We start from the raw sequence: 20,510 nt of genomic DNA, 5'->3' as shown, positions 1-20,510 counted from the left end.
ACTGACATGCAATTCGACGCGATCGTGGTCGGCTCCGGTATCACCGGCGGCTGGGCGGCCAAGGAACTGACGCAGGCCGGCCTCAAGGTCCTGATGATCGAGCGTGGGCGCGAAATCGTCCACGGCGAGTACGAGACCGAGAACAAGGCCCCTTGGGAAATGCCGTTCCGTGGCCTCGGCGATGCGGCGCTCTATGCCCGCGAATACCAGGTCCAGATGAAGAACCGGCACTTCAACGAGTTCACCCAGGGGCACTTCGTCAACGACAAGGAAAACCCGTACTCGACCGGTTCGGATACCGATTTCACGTGGTTCCGCTCCTATCAGTTGGGCGGTCGCTCGCTCACCTGGGGGCGGCAGTCGTATCGCTGGTCCGATTACGATTTCGGCGCCAACAAGCGCGATGGCCACGGCACCGACTGGCCGATCCGCTATGCCGATCTGGCGCCATGGTATGACAAGGTCGAGGAATTCATCGGCGTTTCGGGCAGCCCGGAAGGCCTGCCTCAGTTGCCCGATGGCAAGTTCCAGCCGGGCATGAAGCTCAACGTGGTCGAGGAGCACGTGCGCAAGGTCGTGGCTGACAAGTTCGGCCGCTGCCTGACTATCGGTCGCACCGCGAACATGACCGTCGCCAAGCCCGAAGAGGGCCGCTCGGAATGTCAGAACCGCTCGATCTGTACGCGCGGTTGCTCGTTCGGGGCCTACTTCTCGACGCAGTCGAGCACGCTTCCGGCAGCGAAGGCCACCGGCAACCTGACCGTGGTGACCGATGCCATCGTTGAAGGCGTGGACTACGATCCGAAGACGAAGCGCGTGACTGGCGTGCGCTATGTCAACACGAAGGACGGGACGCGGGGGGCTCCCACGGCGCGACTGGTGTTCCTCAATGCAGGCGCCTTCAACTCGGTCCACCTCCTGCTCAATTCGCGCAGCGAGGCGATGCCGACTGGCCTTGGCAATTCTAGCGGCGTGCTCGGCACCCAGATCATGGATCACGCCAACACGCTTTCGACGATCGCGCTTTTCCCGCAGTTCAACGATCGCACCACGTTCGGCAACCGGCCGACCGGGGCGATCATCGCGCGCTATCGCAACATGGATGCGATGGATGGCGAGGGCCATACCCGCGGCTTCTCGTTCCAGGGCGGCGCGCTGCAGAGCAACTGGGGTGCGGGCAAGCGCGAGGCCGGAATCGGGGCGGAACTGAAGGACAAGCTGCACCAGCCCGGCATGTGGCGCATGGTGCTGGTCGCTTTTGCCGACTGCGTGCCGCGCGACAGCAACCGCCTTACTCTGGACCGGACCAGGACCGACCGCTTCGGCATTCCGCAGCTTCACGTCGATTTCGCCTTCGGCAAGGAAGAGCAGGCCGCATTGGCGCAGGCCAAGGCCGATGCCGCCGAAATGATGACCGCGGCGGGCGGCACCGTGATCATGGGCCTCGACAAGCCGGGGCCGGGCGGCACGGCGATCCACGAAATGGGCGGGGCGCGCATGGGCCTCGATCCGAAGACCTCGGTGCTCAACAAGTGGAGCCAGGCGCACGACATCCCGAACCTGTTCGTGACCGACGGCGCGCAGATGGCATCGTCGGCCTGCCAGAACCCATCGCTGACCTACATGGCGCTGACAGCGCGGGCCTGCGATGCGGCGGTGAAGATGCTCCGCGAAGGCGTGATCTGAGGAGATGGCCCAGACTATCGCCGGCATGACCGAGAGGCAGAAGAGCCTCGCATTCTTCACGCTGATCACCGCGCTGGTGCTCGAGATCGTCGACGTCACGATCATCAACACCGCGCTCCCGGCCATGCAGGCTGACTTCGCTGCTCGCGGGCAGGACCTTGGCGGCAGCGCGGCGCAGTGGATCGCGGCGGGCTATTCGCTGGCGTTCGGCTTGCTGCTGATCCTCGGCGGGCGGCTGGGTGACCTGTTCGGCGGGCGGGCGATGTTCCTGACCGGCGTTGCAGGCTTCACGCTGGCCTCGCTGCTGTGTGGCGCGGCGGCCGATCCGCATTTCCTGATTGCTGCGCGTGTTCTGCAGGGCGCGGCGGGCGCGATCATGGCGCCGCAGGTCATGGCGGTGATCCAGATCCTCTACGATCCGGTCGAGCGCATCGGGCGGCTGGCGTGGTTCGGCGTGATCGGCGGGCTTGCCGGGATCGCCGGGCCGATTATCGGCGGGCTGCTGATCTCGGCAGACATCGCAGGTCTCGGCTGGCGCACGGTTTTCCTGATCAACCTGCCCATCGGCATCGCAGCGTTCACGGCCGGGTGGCGCTATCTGCCCCGCGAGATCGCGCACAAGGGCGCCAAGATCGACGTTATCGGCACGCTCGCGTTCGGAGCGGCGCTGGCGGCCATGCTGTTCCCGCTGGTGCGGGGCGAGCATGCCGGGCTGGATGCGGCAAGCCTCGCGCTGCTGGCGGCATCGCCGCTGCTGATGTGGGCGGCGTGGGCCGGGCTCAACCGCCGCGCCAGGGCGGGCAGACCGGTGATCTTCGATCCGGAACTGCTGCACAACGGCCTGTTCCGGACAGGCGCGCTGATCGGCCTGATCTTCTCGGCCGCGAATACAGGCTTCCTGTTCGTGTTCGCCCATGCGTTGCAATCGCGGCTCGGCTATTCGCCCCTGCAGACGGGCCTCGTCCACATCCCGTTCAGTGCTGGCGTCATGCTCGGCATGGGTTTCCTCGGGCGGCGCTACCTCGCGAAGATGGGCAAGTGGGTGCTGGTTTCTGCGGCGCTGGCTCTGGTTGTGGCTGATACAGCCACCCTTTCCTGGATCGCGTGGGGTGGCCCCGGTCTGCCGCTGTTGCTCCCGGCGCTTCTGCTGGCGGGTGTGGGGATGGGTTGCCTTTCGGGCCCGGTCTCGCCGGTGGCGCTGGCTCGGGTCGACCGCCGCCACGCCGGTGCCGCAAGCGGCATTCTCAAGACCGTGCTGCAGATGGGCAGCGCGTTCGGCATCGCGCTGGTCGGCAGCGCCTATTTCGCGCTGGGCGGACCGGAACTGGCGATGGGCAGCAGCGGCATCTACGCAGCGCTTGCCGTCATCCTCGTGCTGTTGGTCGGTTGCCTTGTGCTGGCGCTTTCCCTGCCAGGGCAGATATTTGCGCCTGAGGCCTCTTCCCAAGCAGCATAAACGCGATAATCTCATCCGAAACGAGATGCGCCGCCAAGGCGCACCGTGAGAGGATGATCGCCATGGACGACCTGCCTACCGCCAAGTTCCATACCATGAACGAAGGCACCCAGGAAGACTGGGACGCGATCATGACCCACATGCGGCCCTTTGCGCAGAGCGGCGGCGCGCGCGTGCTCGATCACTTGCGCCTGCTGGAGGGCGATTGCGGGGGCTTTGCGGTCGATCGGCTGACCCATTGCCTGCAGACCGCGACCCGTGCCCACCGCGACGGGCGGGACGAGGCTTACGTGGTGATGGCCCTGCTGCACGACATTGGCGACACGCTTGGTGCCTTCAACCACCCGGACGTTGCCGCTGCGATCCTCAAGCCGTTCGTTTCGGAAGAGCTGCTGTGGATCGTCCAGCACCACGGCATTTTCCAGGGCTACAACTTCTTCCACTTCATCGGCCTCGATCGCAACATGCGCGACAAGTTCGCCGATCACCCTTATGCTGCGGCGACGGCCGAGTTCATCGAGAAGTACGATTGCCCGGCGTTCGACCCGAACTATGACACCTTGCCGCTCGAGTTCTTCGAGCCGATGGTCATGCGCCTCTTCGAACGGCCTTTGAACAGCGTGTACAAGAAAGCCATGGCGGAAGCCTGAGGCGGCCAGAAGCAAGGCGATACACTCTGTCACGATTGGTGGGCTTGCACCTTGCCTTAATTGCGTGATTAACTGCGCAAAATTGCTTGGGAGAGCAACACATGGCCGACGCCGCCGTGAAGCCGACGACAGCAGAGCGCACTGCCGACCTGTTCACCTTCGACGAATTCATTCGGTTCTGGGCAGCCGATCGACCTCAAGGCCTCGCGCTCGACGGACCGGATCGGACGCTGACCTATGGCAGCCTTGATTCCACGACGGCACAGGTGGTCGCGGGCCTTGTCGACCTTGGCATCGGCAAGGGAGACCGGATTGCCTGGTTCGGCAAGAACAGCACGCTCTATTTCACGTTGTTCTTCGCTGCTGCCCGCCTCGGCGCGGTCATGGTTCCGATCGGCTGGCGTCTGGCCCCGGCAGAGGCGACGTGGATTGCCAGCGATGCTCAGGCGAAAGCCGTGTTCCTCGGGGCCGGGTTCGAAGGACTGGCTGCGACATTTTCCGCGCTCCCTGCCGTGCGTATGGCGCTGACGCAGGACGAGGCGTGGCGCTGGATCGATGCGCAGCAGCCAATCGCCTATGAGGCCGCCGGGCCAGATGATGCGGTGCTGCAGCTCTATACCTCTGGCACGACCGGCAACCCCAAGGGGGCGGTGCTTTCCAATCGCAACCTGTTCGGCTTGCGCAAGCAATCGCTCGGGCAGGATCAGCCCTATACCCAGATGACGGACGACGAAGCGATCCTGGTTGCCATGCCGTGCGCCCATATCGGCGGCACCGGCCTTGGCGTCATGGCCATGGGGGCAGGGCTGCCGGGCATCATCCTTGCCGAGTTCGAGCCGCGTGCGGTGTTCGATGCGGTGGAGCAAAAGGGCGTGACGCGCTTCTTCATCGTGCCCGCTGCACTGCAGATGTTGCTCAATCACCCCGACTGCGCCAGCGTGGACTTTGCCCGCGTGAAGTACATCATCTATGGCGCATCACCGATCCCGCTGGTCTTGCTGCGCGAATGCATCGCCATGTTCAAGGCCGAGTTCATCCAGGCCTATGGCATGACCGAGACGACCGGCACGATCTGCATGCTCCCGCCCCAGGACCACTGCGTCGAGGGAAATCAGCGCATGCGGTCTGCCGGTAAGCCGCTGCCGGGTGTCGAAGTCCGGGTGGTCGGCGAAAACGGCGAGGCGTTGGGGCCGAACGAGATTGGCGAGATCCAGACGCGCTCGTCAAACAACATGCTGGGGTACTGGAACCTGCCAGAGGCCACCGCGAAGACGATGACCCCCGACGGCTGGATTGCCACCGGCGACGCCGGTTACCTTGACGAGGACGGCTACGTCTACATGCACGACCGGATCAAGGACATGATCATTTCGGGCGGCGAGAATGTCTATCCGGCGCAGGTCGAAAGCGCAATCTATGGCCATCCCGATGTGCTGGAAGTGGCGGTGATCGGCGTGCCTGATGCGACATGGGGCGAAGCCGTGAAGGCGGTGTGCGTGCCAAAGCCGGGCCACGTGATCGATCCGCAATCGATCATCGACTGGACGCGGGAGCGCCTGGCCGGGTTCAAGGTGCCCAAGTCGGTCGATGTGATCGAGGCGCTGCCGCGCAATCCTTCAGGCAAGATCCTGCGTCGCACCTTGCGTGAGCCCTACTGGGCTGGCTTCGAACGCCAGGTGAATTGACAGGGTACTGGCCGATCAGGGGGCCGGCTGGGCGGCATTCCTACCAGCCGGCTCCAATGCATCAGCGGATCGGGCAATCCGGCGAGAGGCGCATGTCGAGGTAGTTGTCGACCGCGCGCATCATGTCATCCATCTCGTTCTCGAAGAAGTGGTTGGCACGCGGGATTTCGTCGTGATGGATGGTGATGTGCTTCTGCGTGCGCAGCTTGTCGACCAGCTTCTGCACCGCGTTGGGCGTGACGACCGTATCCGCCGTGCCCTGCACGATGATGCCCGAGGCGGGGCATGGGGCAAGGAAGCTGAAATCGTACATGTTGGCGGGCGGCGCCACCGAGATGAAGCCGCGGATCTCAGGGCGGCGCATCAGCAACTGCATGCCGATCAGCGCGCCGAACGAATAGCCTGCGATCCAGGTGGTGCTGGCTTCGGGGTGGATCGACTGGACCCAATCGAGCGCGGCTGCGGCGTCGCTGAGTTCACCGATGCCGTTGTCAAAACTGCCCTGGCTGCGGCCGACGCCACGGAAGTTGAAGCGCAGCGTGGCAAAGCCGCGGGCCACGAAGGTCTTGTAGAGCGCCTGCGTGATGCGATCGTTCATCGTGCCGCCCGCCTGCGGGTGCGGGTGGAGGATCATCGCAACCGGTGCTCGGGGGCGGCTGGCGGGCTGGAAACGGCCTTCGAGGCGGCCTTCGGGGCCGGGGAAAATGACTGCGGGCATTGCCTGTCCGGTAATCCTGTGATCTGGCCCCATGCGGCACGGAATGCCGGGGCTGGGAATTAAGCTGATGGCTATATAGAAACCGAGCCTTCGAAAGCAATCTTTCCACGCATTCCGGGGCGAATCTTGCCGCTAAATCCGATCTATCTCGATCACGCCGCCACAACCCCGCTGCTGCCTGAGGCACTGGCGGCGATGGAGGAGGGCTGGCGCATCTGGGCCAACCCTTCGAGCCCCCATGCAGCGGGACGCGCGGCAAGGGCGGCGCTGGAGGATGCGCGGGCGCGGGTGAAGAAGGCGCTTGCCTGGGACGGCGAGGTGATCTTCACCAGCGGAGCAAGCGAGGCACTGGAGATTGCCGCGAAAAAAGTTTCCCCGGGGAAACATAACAGGAACATCGCGAGCGCGGTAGAGCATGAGGCGGTGTTGCGTCTGACGCCAGACGCTGTTCGCCTGGCCGTCGATGCGAATGGCCTGGTCCGCATTTCCGGCCTTGAGCAGGCGCTAAAGGAGGAAGGACCGGCGCTGCTGGCAGTCCAGCAGGTCAACAGCGAAACTGGAGTGATGCAGGACCTCGCGTCGCTGGCCGCGTTGGCAAAGTCCAGCAATGCGCTGATGCTGGTCGACGCGGCGCAGGGCGCAGGCAAGCTTCCGCTGCCCGAGGCCGACATGATCGCGGTTTCGGCGCACAAGTTTGGCGGACCGGTGGGCATCGGCGCGTTGCTGGTGCGCAGTTACGGCCTGCTGCACCCCGGCGGCGGCCAGGAGCGCGGCTATCGTGCCGGGACCGAGCCGATGCCGCTGGTGCTGGGCATGGCGGCAGCGCTGGAGTCTGGAAATGCATGGCTCAAGCGCGCTTCAGGTTTGCGGGTATCGCTTGAGAATCAACTGCTTGAAATCGGGGCGGAAATTGTCGCGAAAGATTCCCCGCGCAGCCCGACGATTGCCGCCTATCGCATGCCGGGCAAATCCAGCGCGGCGCAATTGATCCGGTTCGATGGCGCAGGGATCGCCGTTTCCGCCGGGAGCGCATGTTCGTCCGGCTCGTTGAAGGCGAGCCACGTGCTGACCGCGATGGGCTATGCCCATCCGGGCGAGGTCATCCGCGTGTCCATCGGGCGCGAGACGACCGAAGCCGAGATTGCCCGCTTTGTCGAGGTGTGGAAGGAGATCCGGGGGTGATCTACCTCGATTATCAGGCGACCACGCCGCTCGCTCCTCAAGCGCGCGAGGCAATGATGCCGTGGCTGGCGGGGCAAGAGGCCATGGGATTTGCCAATCCGCATAGCCCCCACCGTGCAGGGCGTGCCGCCGCAGCCGCGGTCGAGGTTGCGCGCGAGCAGGTGGCGGCGCTGCTCCCGCCCGGCGGGCGCGTGGTCTTCACCTCGGGCGCGACCGAGGCGATCAACCTTGCTCTGGCTGGATGTGGCCGAAAGCGGCTGGCGGTCAGCGCCATTGAACACGCGGCGGTCCTGGATACGGCGCGGGTTCTTGATCCCGCTGTGGCGGTGCTGCCGGTCGATGGTGCGGGTCTGGTCGATCCTGAGGTGGCGATTCCGGCGGGAACCGGTCTTGTCGCGGTAATGCAGGTCAACAACGAGATCGGCACGATCCAGCCGATCGAAGCGCTGGCCCGGCGGGCACGCGACATGGGGGCGCTGTTCCTGTGCGATGCCGTGCAGGGGGCCGGAAAGATCGCCGCTCCGCACGGAGCGGACCTTATCGCGGTGTCCTCGCACAAGCTCTATGGCCCGAAAGGCATCGGCGCGCTGTGGGTGCGTGACGGGGTGGAACTTGCGCCCCTGATCCATGGCGGGGGGCAGGAGGGCGGTTTGCGTTCGGGTACGCTCTCGCCAGCGCTCTGCGCGGGCTTCGGCGCGGCGGCAGCGCTGTGCACAAGTCTGTCGGAAACCGACCGGCTTCATGTGGATAAGCTGTGGGCGAAGGCTTTGTATCTGTTCGAGGGATGGATTCTGAACGGGAGCGCCACCGAGCGCTGGCATGGCAATCTCAACCTGCGATTGCCGGGACTGGACGTGGCGAGACTGTTGTCGGAATGCCGCACGATCGCAATTTCAGCGGGATCGGCCTGCGCCAGCGGGTCGGGCAGGCCAAGCCATGTCTTGCGCGCGCTCGGACTTTCGGACAGGGATAGCAGAACCGCGATCCGCATCGGTTTCGGACGCTATACGGGGGATGATGAACTGGAACAGGCTGCCGAGGCGATCAACGCCGCGGCGCGCGCGCAGGGAGTCTTGTAACCATGGTCAGCGTCACCTTCGTCACCGCAAAGGGTGAAAAGATCGCCGCAGAAGGCGAAGCGGGGACGCGACTTCTGGAACTGGGGCAAGCCAAGGGCATGCCGCTTGAGGGCACCTGCGAGGGCCAGATGGCCTGCTCCACCTGCCATGTGGTCATCGATGCCGACTGGTTTGCGAAACTGCCGCCAGCGATCGACGATGAGGAGGACATGCTCGACCTGGCTGCCGGGGTGACGCGGACGAGTCGCCTGTCATGCCAGATCGAACTTACCGAGGCGCTCGACGGGCTGGTGGTGCACATACCGGCCGAAGCGCGGGACATGCAGGGGCGCTAGGGAACGGATCGGCGGACCATCGCTTGAACAAGGCATGATCGTTACTCCGAAGGCCGCCGCGCTCGCTCTTCCATCCAGCCCCGACGTTCTGATTGCCGATACGACCGGCTGGATTACCGACAACTGGTTGCGCATCTCGATCGCCATCGGCATCGCGGCTGTCGTCGTTCTGGTCCTTGTCACCATCCGCAACCTCGGGCGCCGGTTCTGCCCCGAAGGCGAGGCGCTGGTCGGCTGGAAGACAATCATCGGCCGAATGGCAAGCCGCACGCGATTCTGGTTCATCGTGCTGGTCGCAGCGGAGGCGGTAGCCAGCTACGCGCAGACACCGGTCTGGCTGGACAAGACCATTCGCTTCCTCTTCACCGTCGGCCTCACCTTCCAGGCAGCGCTGTGGGTTCGGGAACTGACGATCGGCCTGATCGAACATCGCGCAGGTGAAGCACAACACGCCAACGGTGCGCTGAGTTCGGCACTCAACATCCTGAGGGCGCTGGTGACATTCCTTGTCTTCGCCATTGCCTTCGTCCTCATCCTCGGAAACCTTGGCGTCAATGTCGCCGGGCTCGTTGCGGGCCTTGGCATCGGCGGCATTGCGATCGGTCTTGCGGCTCAAGGCATCTTCTCCGACCTGTTTGCCGGCATTTCGATACTGTTCGACCGGCCTTTCAAGGTGGGGGAAGTGATCAGCTGGGGCGGGAATACCGGAACTGTCGAGATCATCGGCATGCGCACCACCCGTATCAGGCTGGTAAGCGGAGAACTGCTGGTGGTTTCGAACAAGAACCTGCTCGACAAGGAGATCAGCAATCTTACCGTGCGCGATCACATCCGCCTGACTTTCGCGATTGGCGTTGCCTATGAAACCCCGCCTGAAACCCTGGCGCGGATTCCGGCAATGCTGAAGGCGCTGGGCGAGGCGGAAGGCGCGAAAGTGGCCCGCTCAGGCTTCGAGGCGTTCGGAGCCAGTTCGCTTGATTTCACCCTGATCCTCGACGTGCCGGGTGCTGACTGGAACGTAGCGCATCCTTTGCGCGATCGCTTGCTGGTGGCGATCATGGAGCGCTTTGCCGCCGAAGGAATCAGCATACCCTATCCCACGCAGACGACCTTTACCGCCGCGCCCGACGGTACGTTGATCATGCCCTATCCCGATGGAGCGGTGATTCCCGTCACGGCAGAGCCGCTTGGTGATGCCCGACGGAATTGAGCGGTGACGGCCCGAACGGGTGCTTTTGCCAGCTTGCCGTCCGCCGCGATTTGCGGTCGGATAGGCAGGCTTTGGCAAGAGGACAGGTATGGCGGCGATCAATCTTCCACGGATCATCAGGGTAGGGGGCGGCACACTGGCCGAATTGCCGGAAGCGCTTGCCCAGTGCGGGGTGTCCCGACCATTCATCGTGACCGACGCATTCCTGGTGAGCAGCGGGATGGTGGCGACGTTGCTCGCCGTGCTCGACAAAGCCGGCATCGATGCGATCGTGTTCGCCGATACGGTGCCCGATCCGACCGTGGCGGTGGTTGAAGCTGCGCTGGAGGCTCTGCGTGCTGCCGATTGCGATTGCGTTATCGGCTTCGGCGGCGGCAGCCCGATCGATACGGCAAAGGCCATTGCCGCACTGGCGGTGGAGCCGAGGCCGGTTCAGTCGATGAAGACTCCGGCAACGACGGACGTGCCCGGCCTGCCGATCATCGCCGTGCCTACCACGGCTGGGACCGGATCGGAGGCAACGAAGTTCACCATCGTCACCGATGAGGCCAGCAGCGAGAAAATGCTTTGCGCTGGCCTTGCTTTTCTGCCGACCGTGGCGATCGTCGATTTCGAACTGACCATGGGCAAGCCCGCGCGGCTGACAGCCGATACCGGCATCGATTCGCTTACCCATGCGATCGAGGCTTACGTCTCGAAAAAGGCCAATGCCTTCAGCGATGCCATGGCGCTTTCGGCGATGAAGCTGATCGCGCCCGCCATTCGCACTGCCTGTAACGAGCCGGGCAACCGGGCAGCGCGCGAGGCGATGATGGTGGGGGCGCATAATGCGGGGATCGCATTCTCCAACGCCAGCGTGGCGCTGGTTCATGGCATGAGCCGACCGGTGGGCGCGTTCTTTCATGTGCCGCACGGGCTTTCCAACGCCATGCTGCTGCCTGCGGTGACGGCCTTCTCCGCGCCAGCCGCGCTTGCGCGCTATGCCGATTGCGCGCGGGCGATGGGCGTCGCCAGTGCGGACGAGGGCGATCAGGCGGCGGTGGCGCGGCTGCTGGAGGAACTGGCAGCATTGAACGCTGACCTGTCCGTGCCATCCCCGCGTTCTCACGGTATCAGCGAGGCGCGGTGGTTCGAGGTGGTGCCGGAAATGGCGCGGCAGGCGCTGGCTTCGGGATCACCCGGCAACAACCCGCGCGTGCCCGATGCGGCGGAGATCGAGCGGCTCTATGCAGAGGCATTCGGCTGAGGCACGACTTTCGCATGATTGCAATGCAATGTCGGATCATGCATAGGCTTTAGCCGTTCCTCCCCAGGTTCATCGGATTCGGCTTTTCGCAAGATTTGCGGGGCGCCGCTTATGTGAGCGTATGGACATGGGTGAAATGAACGGACGTATCGAACGCAGCGGCCTGAAGGTCGACGCTAACCTCGCCAGCTTCATCGACAATGACGTGCTCGGGCCACTTGGGCTTGACGCGGGCGCATTCTGGCAGGGCTTTGCCGCGCTGGTCGGCCATTTCGCCCCGGTAAACCGCATGTTGCTGGACAAGCGCGAGGCGCTGCAGGCGCTGATCGACTCCTGGCACCACGAACGCAAGGGCAAGCCGATCGATGCTGCCGAGTATCGCGCGTTCCTGACCGAGATCGGCTATCTTGTGGCAGAGCCTGAGGATTTCGTGATCGGCACGCAAAACGTCGACCGCGAGATTGCCTGCATGGCAGGGCCGCAGCTGGTCGTGCCGGTTCTGAATGACCGGTTCGTGCTCAATGCGGCGAATGCGCGCTGGGGTAGTCTCTACGATGCCTGGTACGGCACCGACGCGCTCGATGCGGCCCCGGCCCGGCCGGGCGGCTACGACAAGGAACGCGGCGCGGCGGTGGTCCGCGCAGGCCGCGCGTTCCTTGACCTGACATTCCCGCTGGACGGCATGAGCTGGACCGAATGGGACGGGGCGAGCAGCCTGCCGTTGTGCGATGAGATGCAGTTTGCCGGCACGAAACCCGGTGGCATTCTGCTGTGCAACAACGGTATGCATGTCGAAATCGTGCTGGACCGGACGCACCCGGTGGGCATGGATGACAAGGCGGGCATTGCGGATATCGTCATGGAAGCGGCGCTGACCAGCATTGTCGACCTCGAGGATTCGGTCGCTGCAGTCGACGCCGAAGACAAGCTGCTGGCCTATCGCAACTGGCTCGGCCTGATGCGCGGCGATCTCGAGGCGAGATTCAGCAAGGGCGGCAAGACCATGACCCGCGCGCTTGAGCCGGACCGCGAGTGGACTTCGGCCAAGGGTGAGGCGATCACGCTGCCGGGGCGCAGCCTGCTGTTCGTGCGCAATGTCGGCCACCTGATGACCAATCCGGCGATCCTGCTCCAGGACGGCAGCGAGATACCGGAAGGCATCATGGACGCTGTGATCACGTCGGCGATTGGCATGCACGACCTCAAGGGGCTTGGGCGCCATCGCAACAGCCGCACCGGCAGCATCTATATCGTCAAGCCCAAGATGCACGGGCCGGAGGAGGTCGCCTTCACCAACGATCTGTTCAATGCGGTAGAGGATCTGCTCGGGCTGGAACGCCATACCGTGAAGGTCGGCGTGATGGACGAGGAGCGGCGCACGTCTGCCAATCTCGCCGCCTGCATCGAGAAGGTTCGCGACCGCATCGTGTTCATCAATACCGGCTTCCTCGACCGCACCGGCGACGAGATCCACACCTCGATGCAGGCGGGGGCGATGATCCGGAAAGGGGCCATCAAGGGATCTGGCTGGATCGCGGCTTACGAAAAGCGCAACGTCTGCATCGGGCTGGCCCACGGCCTTTCGGGCAAGGCACAGATCGGCAAGGGCATGTGGGCCGCGCCCGACATGATGCACGACATGATGCAACAGAAGATCGCGCATCCCCGCACCGGCGCGAACACAGCCTGGGTGCCTTCGCCCACGGCGGCGACTCTTCATGCCATGCACTACCATCAGGTCGACGTTTTCGAGGTTCAGCGCGACGTTGCGCAGGAAGCGACACCGGGTCTGGACGCGCTTCTCGCCATTCCGCTGGCCGATGGTGCCAACTGGTCGGAAGAGGAAGTGCGCGAGGAACTGGACAACAACGCGCAAGGCCTGCTGGGCTATGTCGTGCGCTGGATCGATCAGGGTGTCGGCTGCTCCAAGGTGCCGGACATCAATGACATCGGGCTGATGGAGGACCGCGCGACTTTGCGGATTTCCAGCCAGCACATGGCCAACTGGCTGCTGCACGGCGTGGCCACCAACGAACAGGTCATGGACAGCCTCAAGCGCATGGCAGCCAAGGTCGATGCGCAGAACGCGGGCGATCCGCTCTACGAGCCGATGGCCGGAAATTGGGAAGAAAGCTTTGCCTTCCGTGCGGCCTGCGATCTGGTGTTCAACGGGGTGGAGCAGCCCAACGGCTATACCGAGCCGTTGTTGCATGCATGGCGCCTGAAGAAGAAGGCCGCTCTGGCGAAGGTCGCCGAGCCGGCCTGAACTTGAAGGGGGCGGGCCTGCGGGTCCGCCCTTACTTCGTCAGCACGCGAGCGATGGAGACGAATTCCTCCACGCTCAACGTCTCGGCCCGGCGCTGTGCGTCGATGCCGAGCGCTTCGAGCGCGTTCAGCGCGCCGGGCAGGCCCTTCAAGGACTGGCGCAACATCTTGCGGCGCTGGCCGAAGGCGGCTTCCGTCACGCGCTCCAGCATGCGGGCGGAGACGCCTTCGGGCATCGTGCCGGGCTCGACATGGACGATCGCCGACATGACCTTGGGCGGCGGAGTGAAGGCACTGCGGTGAACCTTCATCGCTATGCGCGGGGACGCGCGCCACTGTGCCAGTACGGCAAGGCGGCCATAGGCATCCGTGCCGGGCGCGGCGACGATGCGCTCCGCCACTTCCAGCTGGAACATCAGCGTCAACGACTTCCACTGCGGCGGCCAGTCTTGCCCGGATAGCCAGCCGGTGAACAGCTGCGTGCCGACGTTGTAGGGCAGGTTCGCCGCGACGTGCCACGGACCTTCAAACAGCGTTGCAGGATCGATCCTGGTGGCATCGCCCTGAATCACGGTCAGCTGGCCGGGAAAGGCATCGGACAGTTCGGCAAGCGCAGGCATGCAGCGCTTGTCCATTTCGATCGCGGTGACGTTTGCGCCTGCACGCAGCAGGGCGCGGGTCAGGCCGCCGGGGCCGGGACCGACTTCGAGAACATTCTCTCCCTTGAGCCTGCCGGGGACGCGGGCGATGCGATCGAGCAACTGCTCGTCGAACAGGAAGTTCTGGCCGAGCGCCTTGGTGGCGAAGAGGCCGTGGCGATTGATGACGTCGCGTAGCGGGGGGAGGTCGGTCATGCCGAAGCCCTCCGCGCGGCACATTCGCCCGCCATGCGCAGCGCTGCGATGGTGGGGCCGACGCGCGCCTTGCCGGTGCCGGCGATGGCGAAGGCGGTGCCATGATCCGGCGAGGTGCGGATGATCGGCAGGCCGAGCGTCACGTTCACGCCAGCATCGAAATCCAGCGCCTTCATCGGGATCAGCGCCTGATCGTGGTACATGCAGATGGCCACGTCATAGCCCTCGCGCGCTTCGGCGTGGAACATGGTATCCGGCGGGAGCGGTCCGAAGGCGTTGATCCCGGCGTCACGAAGCATGGCCACGGCGGGAGCGACGACCTGCGTGTCCTCATGGCCCATGCGCCCGTCCTCGCCCGCGTGGGGGTTTAGCCCGGCGACCGCGAGGCGCGGGGCGGTGATGCCGTAGTCGCGCGTCAGGGCCGCAGCGGTGATCGCGGCGCGGGTGCGGATCAGTTCGGCGGTGAGCATGTCGGGCACCAGCCGCAGCGCCAAATGGACGGTGATCGGCACGACCTTGAGGCTTGGCCCGGCGAGCATCATCACCGCGTTCTCGGCCGTCACGCCGCATGCTTGCGCCACGAATTCAGTCTGCCCCGGGTGATCGAAACCGACCCTTGCCAAGCGGCTCTTGGCGATGGGGCCAGTGACCAGCGCCGATGCCACGCCCGAGCGGACGAGGCCGGTGGCAGTGGCAAGCGCATTCAGGGCAAGGCTGGCGCCCGCGTCGTCAGGCTCGCCCGGAGTGTAGCGCAGATCGGCAAGGTCCAGCACCGGCAGCGCGCCGTCAAAGCATTCCGCCACTTCATCGGGCGCCTTGACCGTGCAGACCGGCGCCGAGATGCCACGCCGTCGCGCCGCTTCCTCGACAACGCGGGCCGAGCCGACGACGAAGAACGGGGGCAAGCCTTCGCTATCGCGCAACGCCCACGCGGCGGCGGCAAGTTCCGGGCCGACGCCTGCCGGATCGCCGATGGTAAGGGCTAGGGGAGCGGTCATCCGGGAAAGCCTAGACGCTCTGCGCAACGCTGGCGAGACGCTCCAGCGTCGGCACCAGCTCATCGTAATGATCGATTACGGCATCGGCGCCAAGCTCGTCAGCCGGAAGGTCGTTAAAGCCGAAGCGGACGGCGACGACCGGCATTTGCGCGGCCTTGGCGGCGCCCACGTCGAAGGTGGTATCGCCGACGAAAGCTGCAGGGCCTCCGCCACAGCGCGCGACCATTTCGTGCAGCATGTCGGGCTTGGGCTTCGACCGATGGCGACCCAGCGTATCGCCGCCGATCACGCAGGCGAAGCGGTGGAGCAGGCCCAGTTCCTCGAATAGCCTGACCGCCAGGCCTTCAGCCTTGTTGGTGGCGATGGCGATCTTCACGCCGCGCGCGTCGAGTTCGTCCATCATCGCTGCGCCACCGGGAAAAAGTTCGGTGTGGTGGGCGATGTTGTGGCCGTAGAATTCAATCAGGCTGGCCTGCAGGCCGGGGAAGGCGTCTTCATCCACCCCGCCCGATTCCGTCAGCGCCGAACGCAGCATCTGCGCCGCGCCGCCGCCGATGTGGCGCTTCGTCTCCTCCAGCGGCACAGGTGGCCTGCCTGCGAGAGCCAGCGCGTGATTGAGCGCGACGCCGAGATCGCGGCTGGTATCGAGCAGCGTGCCGTCGAGATCGAATCCGACGATTGCATAAGGAAAATCCGCCATGGTGCGCCCAAGTGGCGCGCTGTTCTGGAAAGCGCAAGATTTGTCTGGCAAGGGTGCGGCCATGACTGAACAGACCCCCCTCGCCATTATCGTCCTCGCCGCCGGAAAAGGCACCCGCATGAAGAGCGACCTGCACAAGGTGCTGCATCCGATCGCGGGCAGGCCGATGGTAGGGCACCTGATGGCGAGCGCTGCGGAGCTCTCGCCGCAGCGTCAGGTGGTGGTGGCAGGGCACGGGCGCGAGCAGCTGGAAAAGGCGCTCGGCGGATCTGCGACGATTGCCGTGCAGGACCCGCAGCTGGGCACGGCGCACGCCGTGCAGCAGGCCGAGGTCGCGCTCGCCGGTTTTGAGGGCGATGTGCTGATTCTCTATGGCGACGTGCCGTTTGTGCGCGCCGAGACGATGCGGGCGATGATCGCGCGATTGCATGAAAATGATGCGCCAGCCGCGGTCGTGCTGGGCTTCGCGCCCGCCGATACCCTGCAATACGGACGCGTGATTGCTGAAGATGGCCGGATCGTGAAGATGGTCGAGCACAAGGACGCGACCGACGAGGAGCGTGCCTGCCGCGTGTGCAATTCGGGCCTCATGGCGGTGCGCAGCGCGGACCTGTTCGGCCTGCTCGCCCGCGTCGGCAACGACAATGCCCAAGGCGAATACTACCTGCCCGACGTGGTCAACATCGCGATTGCCGATGGCCGGACTTGTGCCGTGGTCGTCACCGACGATGCCGATGAAGTGGCCGGGATCAACAGCCGCGCGGAGCTTGCCGAAGCCGAAGGCCGCTGGCAGCTGCGCCGCCGGGCGCAGGCCATGGCCGATGGCGCAACGCTGATCGCGCCCGAAACCGTGTGGTTTTCGTGGGACACCGTGCTTGGCCGCGATGTGACGGTAGAGCCCAACGTGTTCTTCGGCCCCGGCGTGACCGTGGCCGATGGCGTGACGATCCACGCCTTTTGCCATCTCGAAGGCGCGACGCTCTCGCCCGGCGTCCACATCGGTCCCTATGCCCGCCTGCGGCCTGGTGCGAAGCTGGAGGAGGACGTCAAGGTCGGCAACTTCGTCGAGGTCAAGAACACGGTCATGCACCGCGGCGCCAAGGCCAGCCACCTCACCTACCTCGGCGATGCCGAAGTGGGTGCCGAGGCGAACATCGGCGCAGGCACGATCACCTGCAACTATGACGGCTACTTCAAGTACAAGACCACTATCGGCGAGCGTGCCTTCATCGGCTCGAACTCGGCGCTGATCGCCCCCGTGAAGATCGGCGCGGACGCCATCGTCGCGGCAGGCAGCGCAGTGTCACGTGACGTGGCTGACGGCGAGCTGCGGATGGTGCGGGCCGAACAGCTGGTGAAACCGGGCTGGGCCGACCGCTTCCACGATGCGATGAAGAAGAAGAAGGCCGAAAAGCGGGGGTAAGGGACGCACCCTTACCCTCACGCACATTCAATCCAGCATCGCCGCCGGCACCTTGCCGCCGTTCTGCGCCAGCTTGCGCATGGTTGCCTTGTGCAGCCAGATGTTCATTTCGGCCGAACCGTCGAGGGCGCCGGTGTAGCCCAGTTCCTGGGCGAGTTCCTTGCGGTTGGCAAGGCTGGAATCGATGCCGAGCAGCTTCATCAGGTCGACGATCGAGCTGCGCCAGTTGAGGTCCTTGCCCTGCGCCATTTCGGCAAGATTGGCTTCGACGTCAAACTGCGAAAGGGGGGCTGCGGTTGCCGTTGGTGCGGGCGCCGGCGCCGGCGTCGATGGCGAAGGGGCAGCAGGGGTTGCGGTGGGCGCGGGTTTTGGCGTCTGGCCGGTCTGGGTCGGGCGCGTGCCCTTCCACGAGATGGCGTCCATGATCTTGCTGAAAATGCTCATCGGGTGCTCCTGCGATGGGTTTCCACAGGCAACCGGCGAGGGCAGGGATGCGTTCCTCAGGACTTGACGATAGCACGATATCATATCATGATATCACCATGACTCGTATCCTCGCCGATATCCCGGATGAAGACATTGCCGCGCTTGATGCGCGTGCCAGCGAACAGGGCAAGTCGCGGGCCGCGCTCGTGCGCGAGGCGGTGAAGCTTTTTCTCGTGCAGAGCGATACGAACAACGACTGGATTGACCGCTATGCCGGGTTGTGGGCCCATCGCACCGATATCGGCGACAGCGTCGAATATCAGCGCGCCATGCGCGAGGATCGCCGACCTTACGAAGACATCTGACCGTGTCGGCACCGTTTTTCGACACCAACATCGTGATCGACTGGCTGCGGCGGATGCCCCATGCCACGCAGGAGATCGCGCGATATCGCAGCCACCGCATCAGCAGGATCGTGTGGACCGAAGTGATGGCCGGTGAAGCACTGGAAAGGCGCGATCTGGTGCGTGAAGCCTTGAGCCATTTCGATTGCGTGGAAATCGATGCGCGGATCGCCACTGCAGCAGCCGATATCCGCTATCGCAGCCGGATGAAGCTGATGGATGCCTATATCCTGGCTACTGCACAGGTTAACGGGGCCATTCTGATTACACGAAATACCAAGGATTTTCCGGCAACCATGCCCGGCATCCGCGTGCCCTATACGCTCTAAGCGCCACAACACTCTAAACGAAAGCCCATCCCCAAATGTGCGGAATCATCGGAATCGTCGGCAAGGAACAGGTGGCAGACCGGCTGGTCGATGGCCTGCGGCGGATGGAATATCGCGGCTATGACTCGGCGGGCATCTGCACTGTCGAAGGCGGTCAGCTCGTGCGGCGGCGGGCCGAGGGCAAGCTCAATAATCTTGTGGCGGAACTGGCGCGCAATCCGGCCTCGGGCCTGATCGGCATCGCCCACACCCGCTGGGCAACGCATGGCGCGCCGACGACCAGCAATGCGCACCCCCATGCCACGGGTGAAGTCGCGCTGGTCCACAACGGCATCATCGAAAACTTCAAGCCGCTGCGCGAAGCGCTGATCGCGCGCGGCCGCACGTTCGAAAGCGAGACCGATACAGAAGTCGTCGCCCACCTCGTGTCCGAACAGGTCGAGGCGGGGCTTTCGCCGCAGGACGCGGTCAAGGCCGTGCTGCCGACCTTGCGCGGGGCCTTCGCCCTTGCCATCGCCTTCCGCACCCATGACGACATGCTGATCGGTGCGCGTCTCGGTTCGCCGCTGGTGGTGGGCTATGGCGTGGGCGAGACCTATCTTGGATCGGACGCGCTGGCGCTCGCCCCGCTGACGCAGCGGATCACCTATCTCGAAGAGGGCGACTGGGTGGTCATCACCCGCGATGGCGCGCAGATCTTCGATGCCGAAAACAATCCGGTCGAGCGTCCCATCGTCGCCTCGGGCGCAACCGCAGCCGCGATCGAGAAGGGCAACTACCGCCACTTCATGCAGAAGGAGATCTTCGAGCAGCCGGTGGTGGTGGCACAAACGCTGCGCTCCTACCTGCGCCGGGTGGAGCAGACCGTGGCGCTGCCGCAGATCGACTTCGATCTCGCCAGCATCAACCGCGTGACCATCGTCGCCTGCGGAACGAGTTTCTACGCCGGGATGGTCGCAAAGTACTGGTTCGAACAGTTCGCGCGGCTGCCGGTGGACATCGATGTGGCATCGGAATTCCGTTACCGCGATCCCGTGCTCGAGCCGGGCGGCCTTGCCCTGTTCATCTCGCAGAGCGGTGAGACGGCAGACACGCTGGCGGCGCTGCGGCATTGCAAGGCCGCGGGGCAGACCATCGCCGTCGTCGTCAACGTGCCGACGAGTTCGATGGCCCGCGAGGCGGACCTGCTGCTGCCGACCCATGCCGGGCCGGAAATCGGCGTAGCCTCGACCAAGGCCTTCACCTGCCAACTGGCCGTGCTGGCGGCGCTCGCGGCGCACCTTGCGGTGAAGCGCGGGCGGCTCAGCCGTGAGGAAGAGGCCGAGATCGTCGAGCAGCTGGTCGAGACTCCGGCCTGCCTCAACGCCGCGCTTGCCCACGACGAGGAGATTGCCGGCATGGCGCACCTGATCGCGCCTGCGCGCGACGTGCTCTATCTTGGCCGTGGGCCGGATTATCCGCTGGCGCTGGAAGGAGCGCTGAAGCTCAAGGAAATCAGCTATATCCACGCAGAAGGCTATGCCAGCGGCGAGATGAAGCACGGCCCCATCGCGCTGATCGACGAGGCTGTGCCGGTGATCGTGCTGGCGCCTTCCGGACCGCTCTTTGAAAAGACCGTCAGCAACATGCAGGAAGTGCGCGCCCGCGGCGGCAAGGTCGTGCTGATCTCGGACGCCGAAGGCATTGCCGAAGCGGGCGAGGGGTGCCTGGCCACCATCGAGATGCCGAAGGTCCACCCGCTGATCGCGCCGCTGGTCTATGCGGTGCCGGTGCAGTTGCTCGCCTACCATGTCGCCGTGGCCAAGGGCACTGACGTCGATCAGCCGCGCAACCTGGCGAAGTCGGTCACCGTAGAGTAACCGCT

Annotated in this window: 19 protein-coding genes; 14 read left to right on the top strand and 5 right to left on the bottom strand. The window is 64.7% G+C overall.

Annotated features, from left to right (window positions below; genetic code table 11):
• Positions 1 to 6 precede the first annotated feature (6 nt).
• The 4 genes from AC1Q5P_RS12730 (at position 7) to AC1Q5P_RS12715 (ending at position 5,477) form a co-directional block, all read left to right on the top strand.
• Positions 7 to 1,686 (top strand): GMC oxidoreductase, encoded by a 1,680-nt coding sequence (locus AC1Q5P_RS12730; protein ID WP_492519127.1) that lies wholly within the window; start codon positions 7 to 9, stop codon positions 1,684 to 1,686.
• A 4-nt stretch (positions 1,687 to 1,690) separates the two neighbouring features.
• Positions 1,691 to 3,142 carry an MFS transporter gene (locus AC1Q5P_RS12725; protein WP_039337921.1) on the top strand — a complete coding sequence of 484 codons (1,452 nt, stop codon included), beginning with the start codon at positions 1,691 to 1,693 and terminating at the stop codon, positions 3,140 to 3,142.
• 62 nt (positions 3,143 to 3,204) lie between these two features.
• Positions 3,205 to 3,792 carry an HD domain-containing protein gene (locus AC1Q5P_RS12720; protein ID WP_492519126.1) on the top strand — a complete coding sequence of 196 codons (588 nt, stop codon included), beginning with the start codon at positions 3,205 to 3,207 and terminating at the stop codon, positions 3,790 to 3,792.
• Between the two features lie 101 nt (positions 3,793 to 3,893).
• Positions 3,894 to 5,477, top strand: a complete 1,584-nt coding sequence (locus AC1Q5P_RS12715) for a fatty acid--CoA ligase (RefSeq protein WP_492519125.1) — start codon at positions 3,894 to 3,896, stop codon at positions 5,475 to 5,477.
• 61 nt (positions 5,478 to 5,538) lie between these two features.
• Here AC1Q5P_RS12715 and AC1Q5P_RS12710 read toward each other — a convergent pair whose 3' ends face one another.
• Positions 5,539 to 6,195, bottom strand: a complete 657-nt coding sequence (locus tag AC1Q5P_RS12710; protein ID WP_039337923.1) for an alpha/beta hydrolase — start codon at positions 6,193 to 6,195, stop codon at positions 5,539 to 5,541.
• A 126-nt stretch (positions 6,196 to 6,321) separates the two neighbouring features.
• On the opposite strand from AC1Q5P_RS12710, the gene AC1Q5P_RS12705 reads away from it, so the two are divergent.
• The 6 genes from AC1Q5P_RS12705 to AC1Q5P_RS12680 all read left to right on the top strand — a co-directional run bounded on the left by AC1Q5P_RS12705 (position 6,322) and on the right by AC1Q5P_RS12680 (position 13,513).
• Entirely contained in the window at positions 6,322 to 7,377 is a 1,056-nt protein-coding gene (locus AC1Q5P_RS12705; RefSeq protein WP_492519124.1) for a cysteine desulfurase family protein, read from the top strand.
• Positions 7,374 to 8,456 carry a cysteine desulfurase family protein gene (locus AC1Q5P_RS12700; protein ID WP_492519123.1) on the top strand — a complete coding sequence of 361 codons (1,083 nt, stop codon included), beginning with the start codon at positions 7,374 to 7,376 and terminating at the stop codon, positions 8,454 to 8,456. Before AC1Q5P_RS12705 ends, AC1Q5P_RS12700 begins: the two co-directional genes overlap by 4 nt.
• A 2-nt stretch (positions 8,457 to 8,458) precedes the next feature.
• Positions 8,459 to 8,791: a 2Fe-2S iron-sulfur cluster-binding protein gene (locus tag AC1Q5P_RS12695; RefSeq protein ID WP_039337925.1), complete on the top strand. Its 333-nt coding sequence runs from the start codon at positions 8,459 to 8,461 to the stop codon at positions 8,789 to 8,791.
• 34 nt (positions 8,792 to 8,825) lie between these two features.
• Positions 8,826 to 10,001: a mechanosensitive ion channel family protein gene (locus AC1Q5P_RS12690; RefSeq protein ID WP_193827701.1), complete on the top strand. Its 1,176-nt coding sequence runs from the start codon at positions 8,826 to 8,828 to the stop codon at positions 9,999 to 10,001.
• A gap of 88 nt (positions 10,002 to 10,089) precedes the next feature.
• Positions 10,090 to 11,247, top strand: a complete 1,158-nt coding sequence (locus AC1Q5P_RS12685; protein ID WP_492519122.1) for an iron-containing alcohol dehydrogenase — start codon at positions 10,090 to 10,092, stop codon at positions 11,245 to 11,247.
• Between the two features lie 136 nt (positions 11,248 to 11,383).
• Positions 11,384 to 13,513 (top strand): malate synthase G, encoded by a 2,130-nt coding sequence (locus AC1Q5P_RS12680; protein WP_492519121.1) that lies wholly within the window; start codon positions 11,384 to 11,386, stop codon positions 13,511 to 13,513.
• A 31-nt stretch (positions 13,514 to 13,544) separates the two neighbouring features.
• Here AC1Q5P_RS12680 and rsmA read toward each other — a convergent pair whose 3' ends face one another.
• Genes rsmA through AC1Q5P_RS12665 form a run of 3 tightly spaced genes read right to left on the bottom strand, consistent with a single transcriptional unit; the run spans position 13,545 to position 16,064 of the window.
• Positions 13,545 to 14,366, bottom strand: a complete 822-nt coding sequence (gene rsmA / locus AC1Q5P_RS12675) for a 16S rRNA (adenine(1518)-N(6)/adenine(1519)-N(6))-dimethyltransferase RsmA (protein WP_492519120.1) — start codon at positions 14,364 to 14,366, stop codon at positions 13,545 to 13,547.
• On the bottom strand, positions 14,363 to 15,364 hold the full coding sequence (gene pdxA, locus AC1Q5P_RS12670) for a 4-hydroxythreonine-4-phosphate dehydrogenase PdxA (protein WP_492519119.1): 1,002 nt from the start codon (positions 15,362 to 15,364) through the stop codon (positions 14,363 to 14,365). Before pdxA ends, rsmA begins: the two co-directional genes overlap by 4 nt.
• A gap of 10 nt (positions 15,365 to 15,374) precedes the next feature.
• On the bottom strand, positions 15,375 to 16,064 hold the full coding sequence (locus AC1Q5P_RS12665) for an HAD-IA family hydrolase (RefSeq protein ID WP_492519118.1): 690 nt from the start codon (positions 16,062 to 16,064) through the stop codon (positions 15,375 to 15,377).
• Positions 16,065 to 16,125: 61 nt separating this feature from the next.
• Between AC1Q5P_RS12665 and glmU the strand changes: the two genes are divergently transcribed.
• Positions 16,126 to 17,487 carry a bifunctional UDP-N-acetylglucosamine diphosphorylase/glucosamine-1-phosphate N-acetyltransferase GlmU gene (gene glmU, locus AC1Q5P_RS12660; protein ID WP_492519117.1) on the top strand — a complete coding sequence of 454 codons (1,362 nt, stop codon included), beginning with the start codon at positions 16,126 to 16,128 and terminating at the stop codon, positions 17,485 to 17,487.
• A 27-nt stretch (positions 17,488 to 17,514) separates the two neighbouring features.
• On the opposite strand, the gene AC1Q5P_RS12655 is transcribed toward glmU, so the two are convergent.
• On the bottom strand, positions 17,515 to 17,931 hold the full coding sequence (locus AC1Q5P_RS12655; protein ID WP_193827707.1) for a DUF3597 domain-containing protein: 417 nt from the start codon (positions 17,929 to 17,931) through the stop codon (positions 17,515 to 17,517).
• 98 nt (positions 17,932 to 18,029) lie between these two features.
• On the opposite strand from AC1Q5P_RS12655, the gene AC1Q5P_RS12650 reads away from it, so the two are divergent.
• From AC1Q5P_RS12650 to glmS, 3 genes are read left to right on the top strand one after another with little or no spacing between them, the layout of a single operon-like run.
• Positions 18,030 to 18,278 (top strand): ribbon-helix-helix protein, CopG family, encoded by a 249-nt coding sequence (locus AC1Q5P_RS12650; protein WP_492519116.1) that lies wholly within the window; start codon positions 18,030 to 18,032, stop codon positions 18,276 to 18,278.
• 2 nt (positions 18,279 to 18,280) lie between these two features.
• The gene (locus AC1Q5P_RS12645) at positions 18,281 to 18,646 is read left to right on the top strand and encodes a type II toxin-antitoxin system VapC family toxin (protein ID WP_039337932.1); all 366 of its coding nucleotides are present in this window, start codon (positions 18,281 to 18,283) and stop codon (positions 18,644 to 18,646) included.
• A gap of 35 nt (positions 18,647 to 18,681) precedes the next feature.
• On the top strand, positions 18,682 to 20,505 hold the full coding sequence (gene glmS / locus AC1Q5P_RS12640) for a glutamine--fructose-6-phosphate transaminase (isomerizing) (RefSeq protein WP_193827708.1): 1,824 nt from the start codon (positions 18,682 to 18,684) through the stop codon (positions 20,503 to 20,505).
• Positions 20,506 to 20,510 lie beyond the last annotated feature (5 nt).

This window comes from Novosphingobium sp. GW835-FHT14H07, from assembly GCF_058793515.1.
Note: the sequence above shows the minus strand (reverse complement) of the source record. Positions and strands in the feature narration are given on the sequence as shown.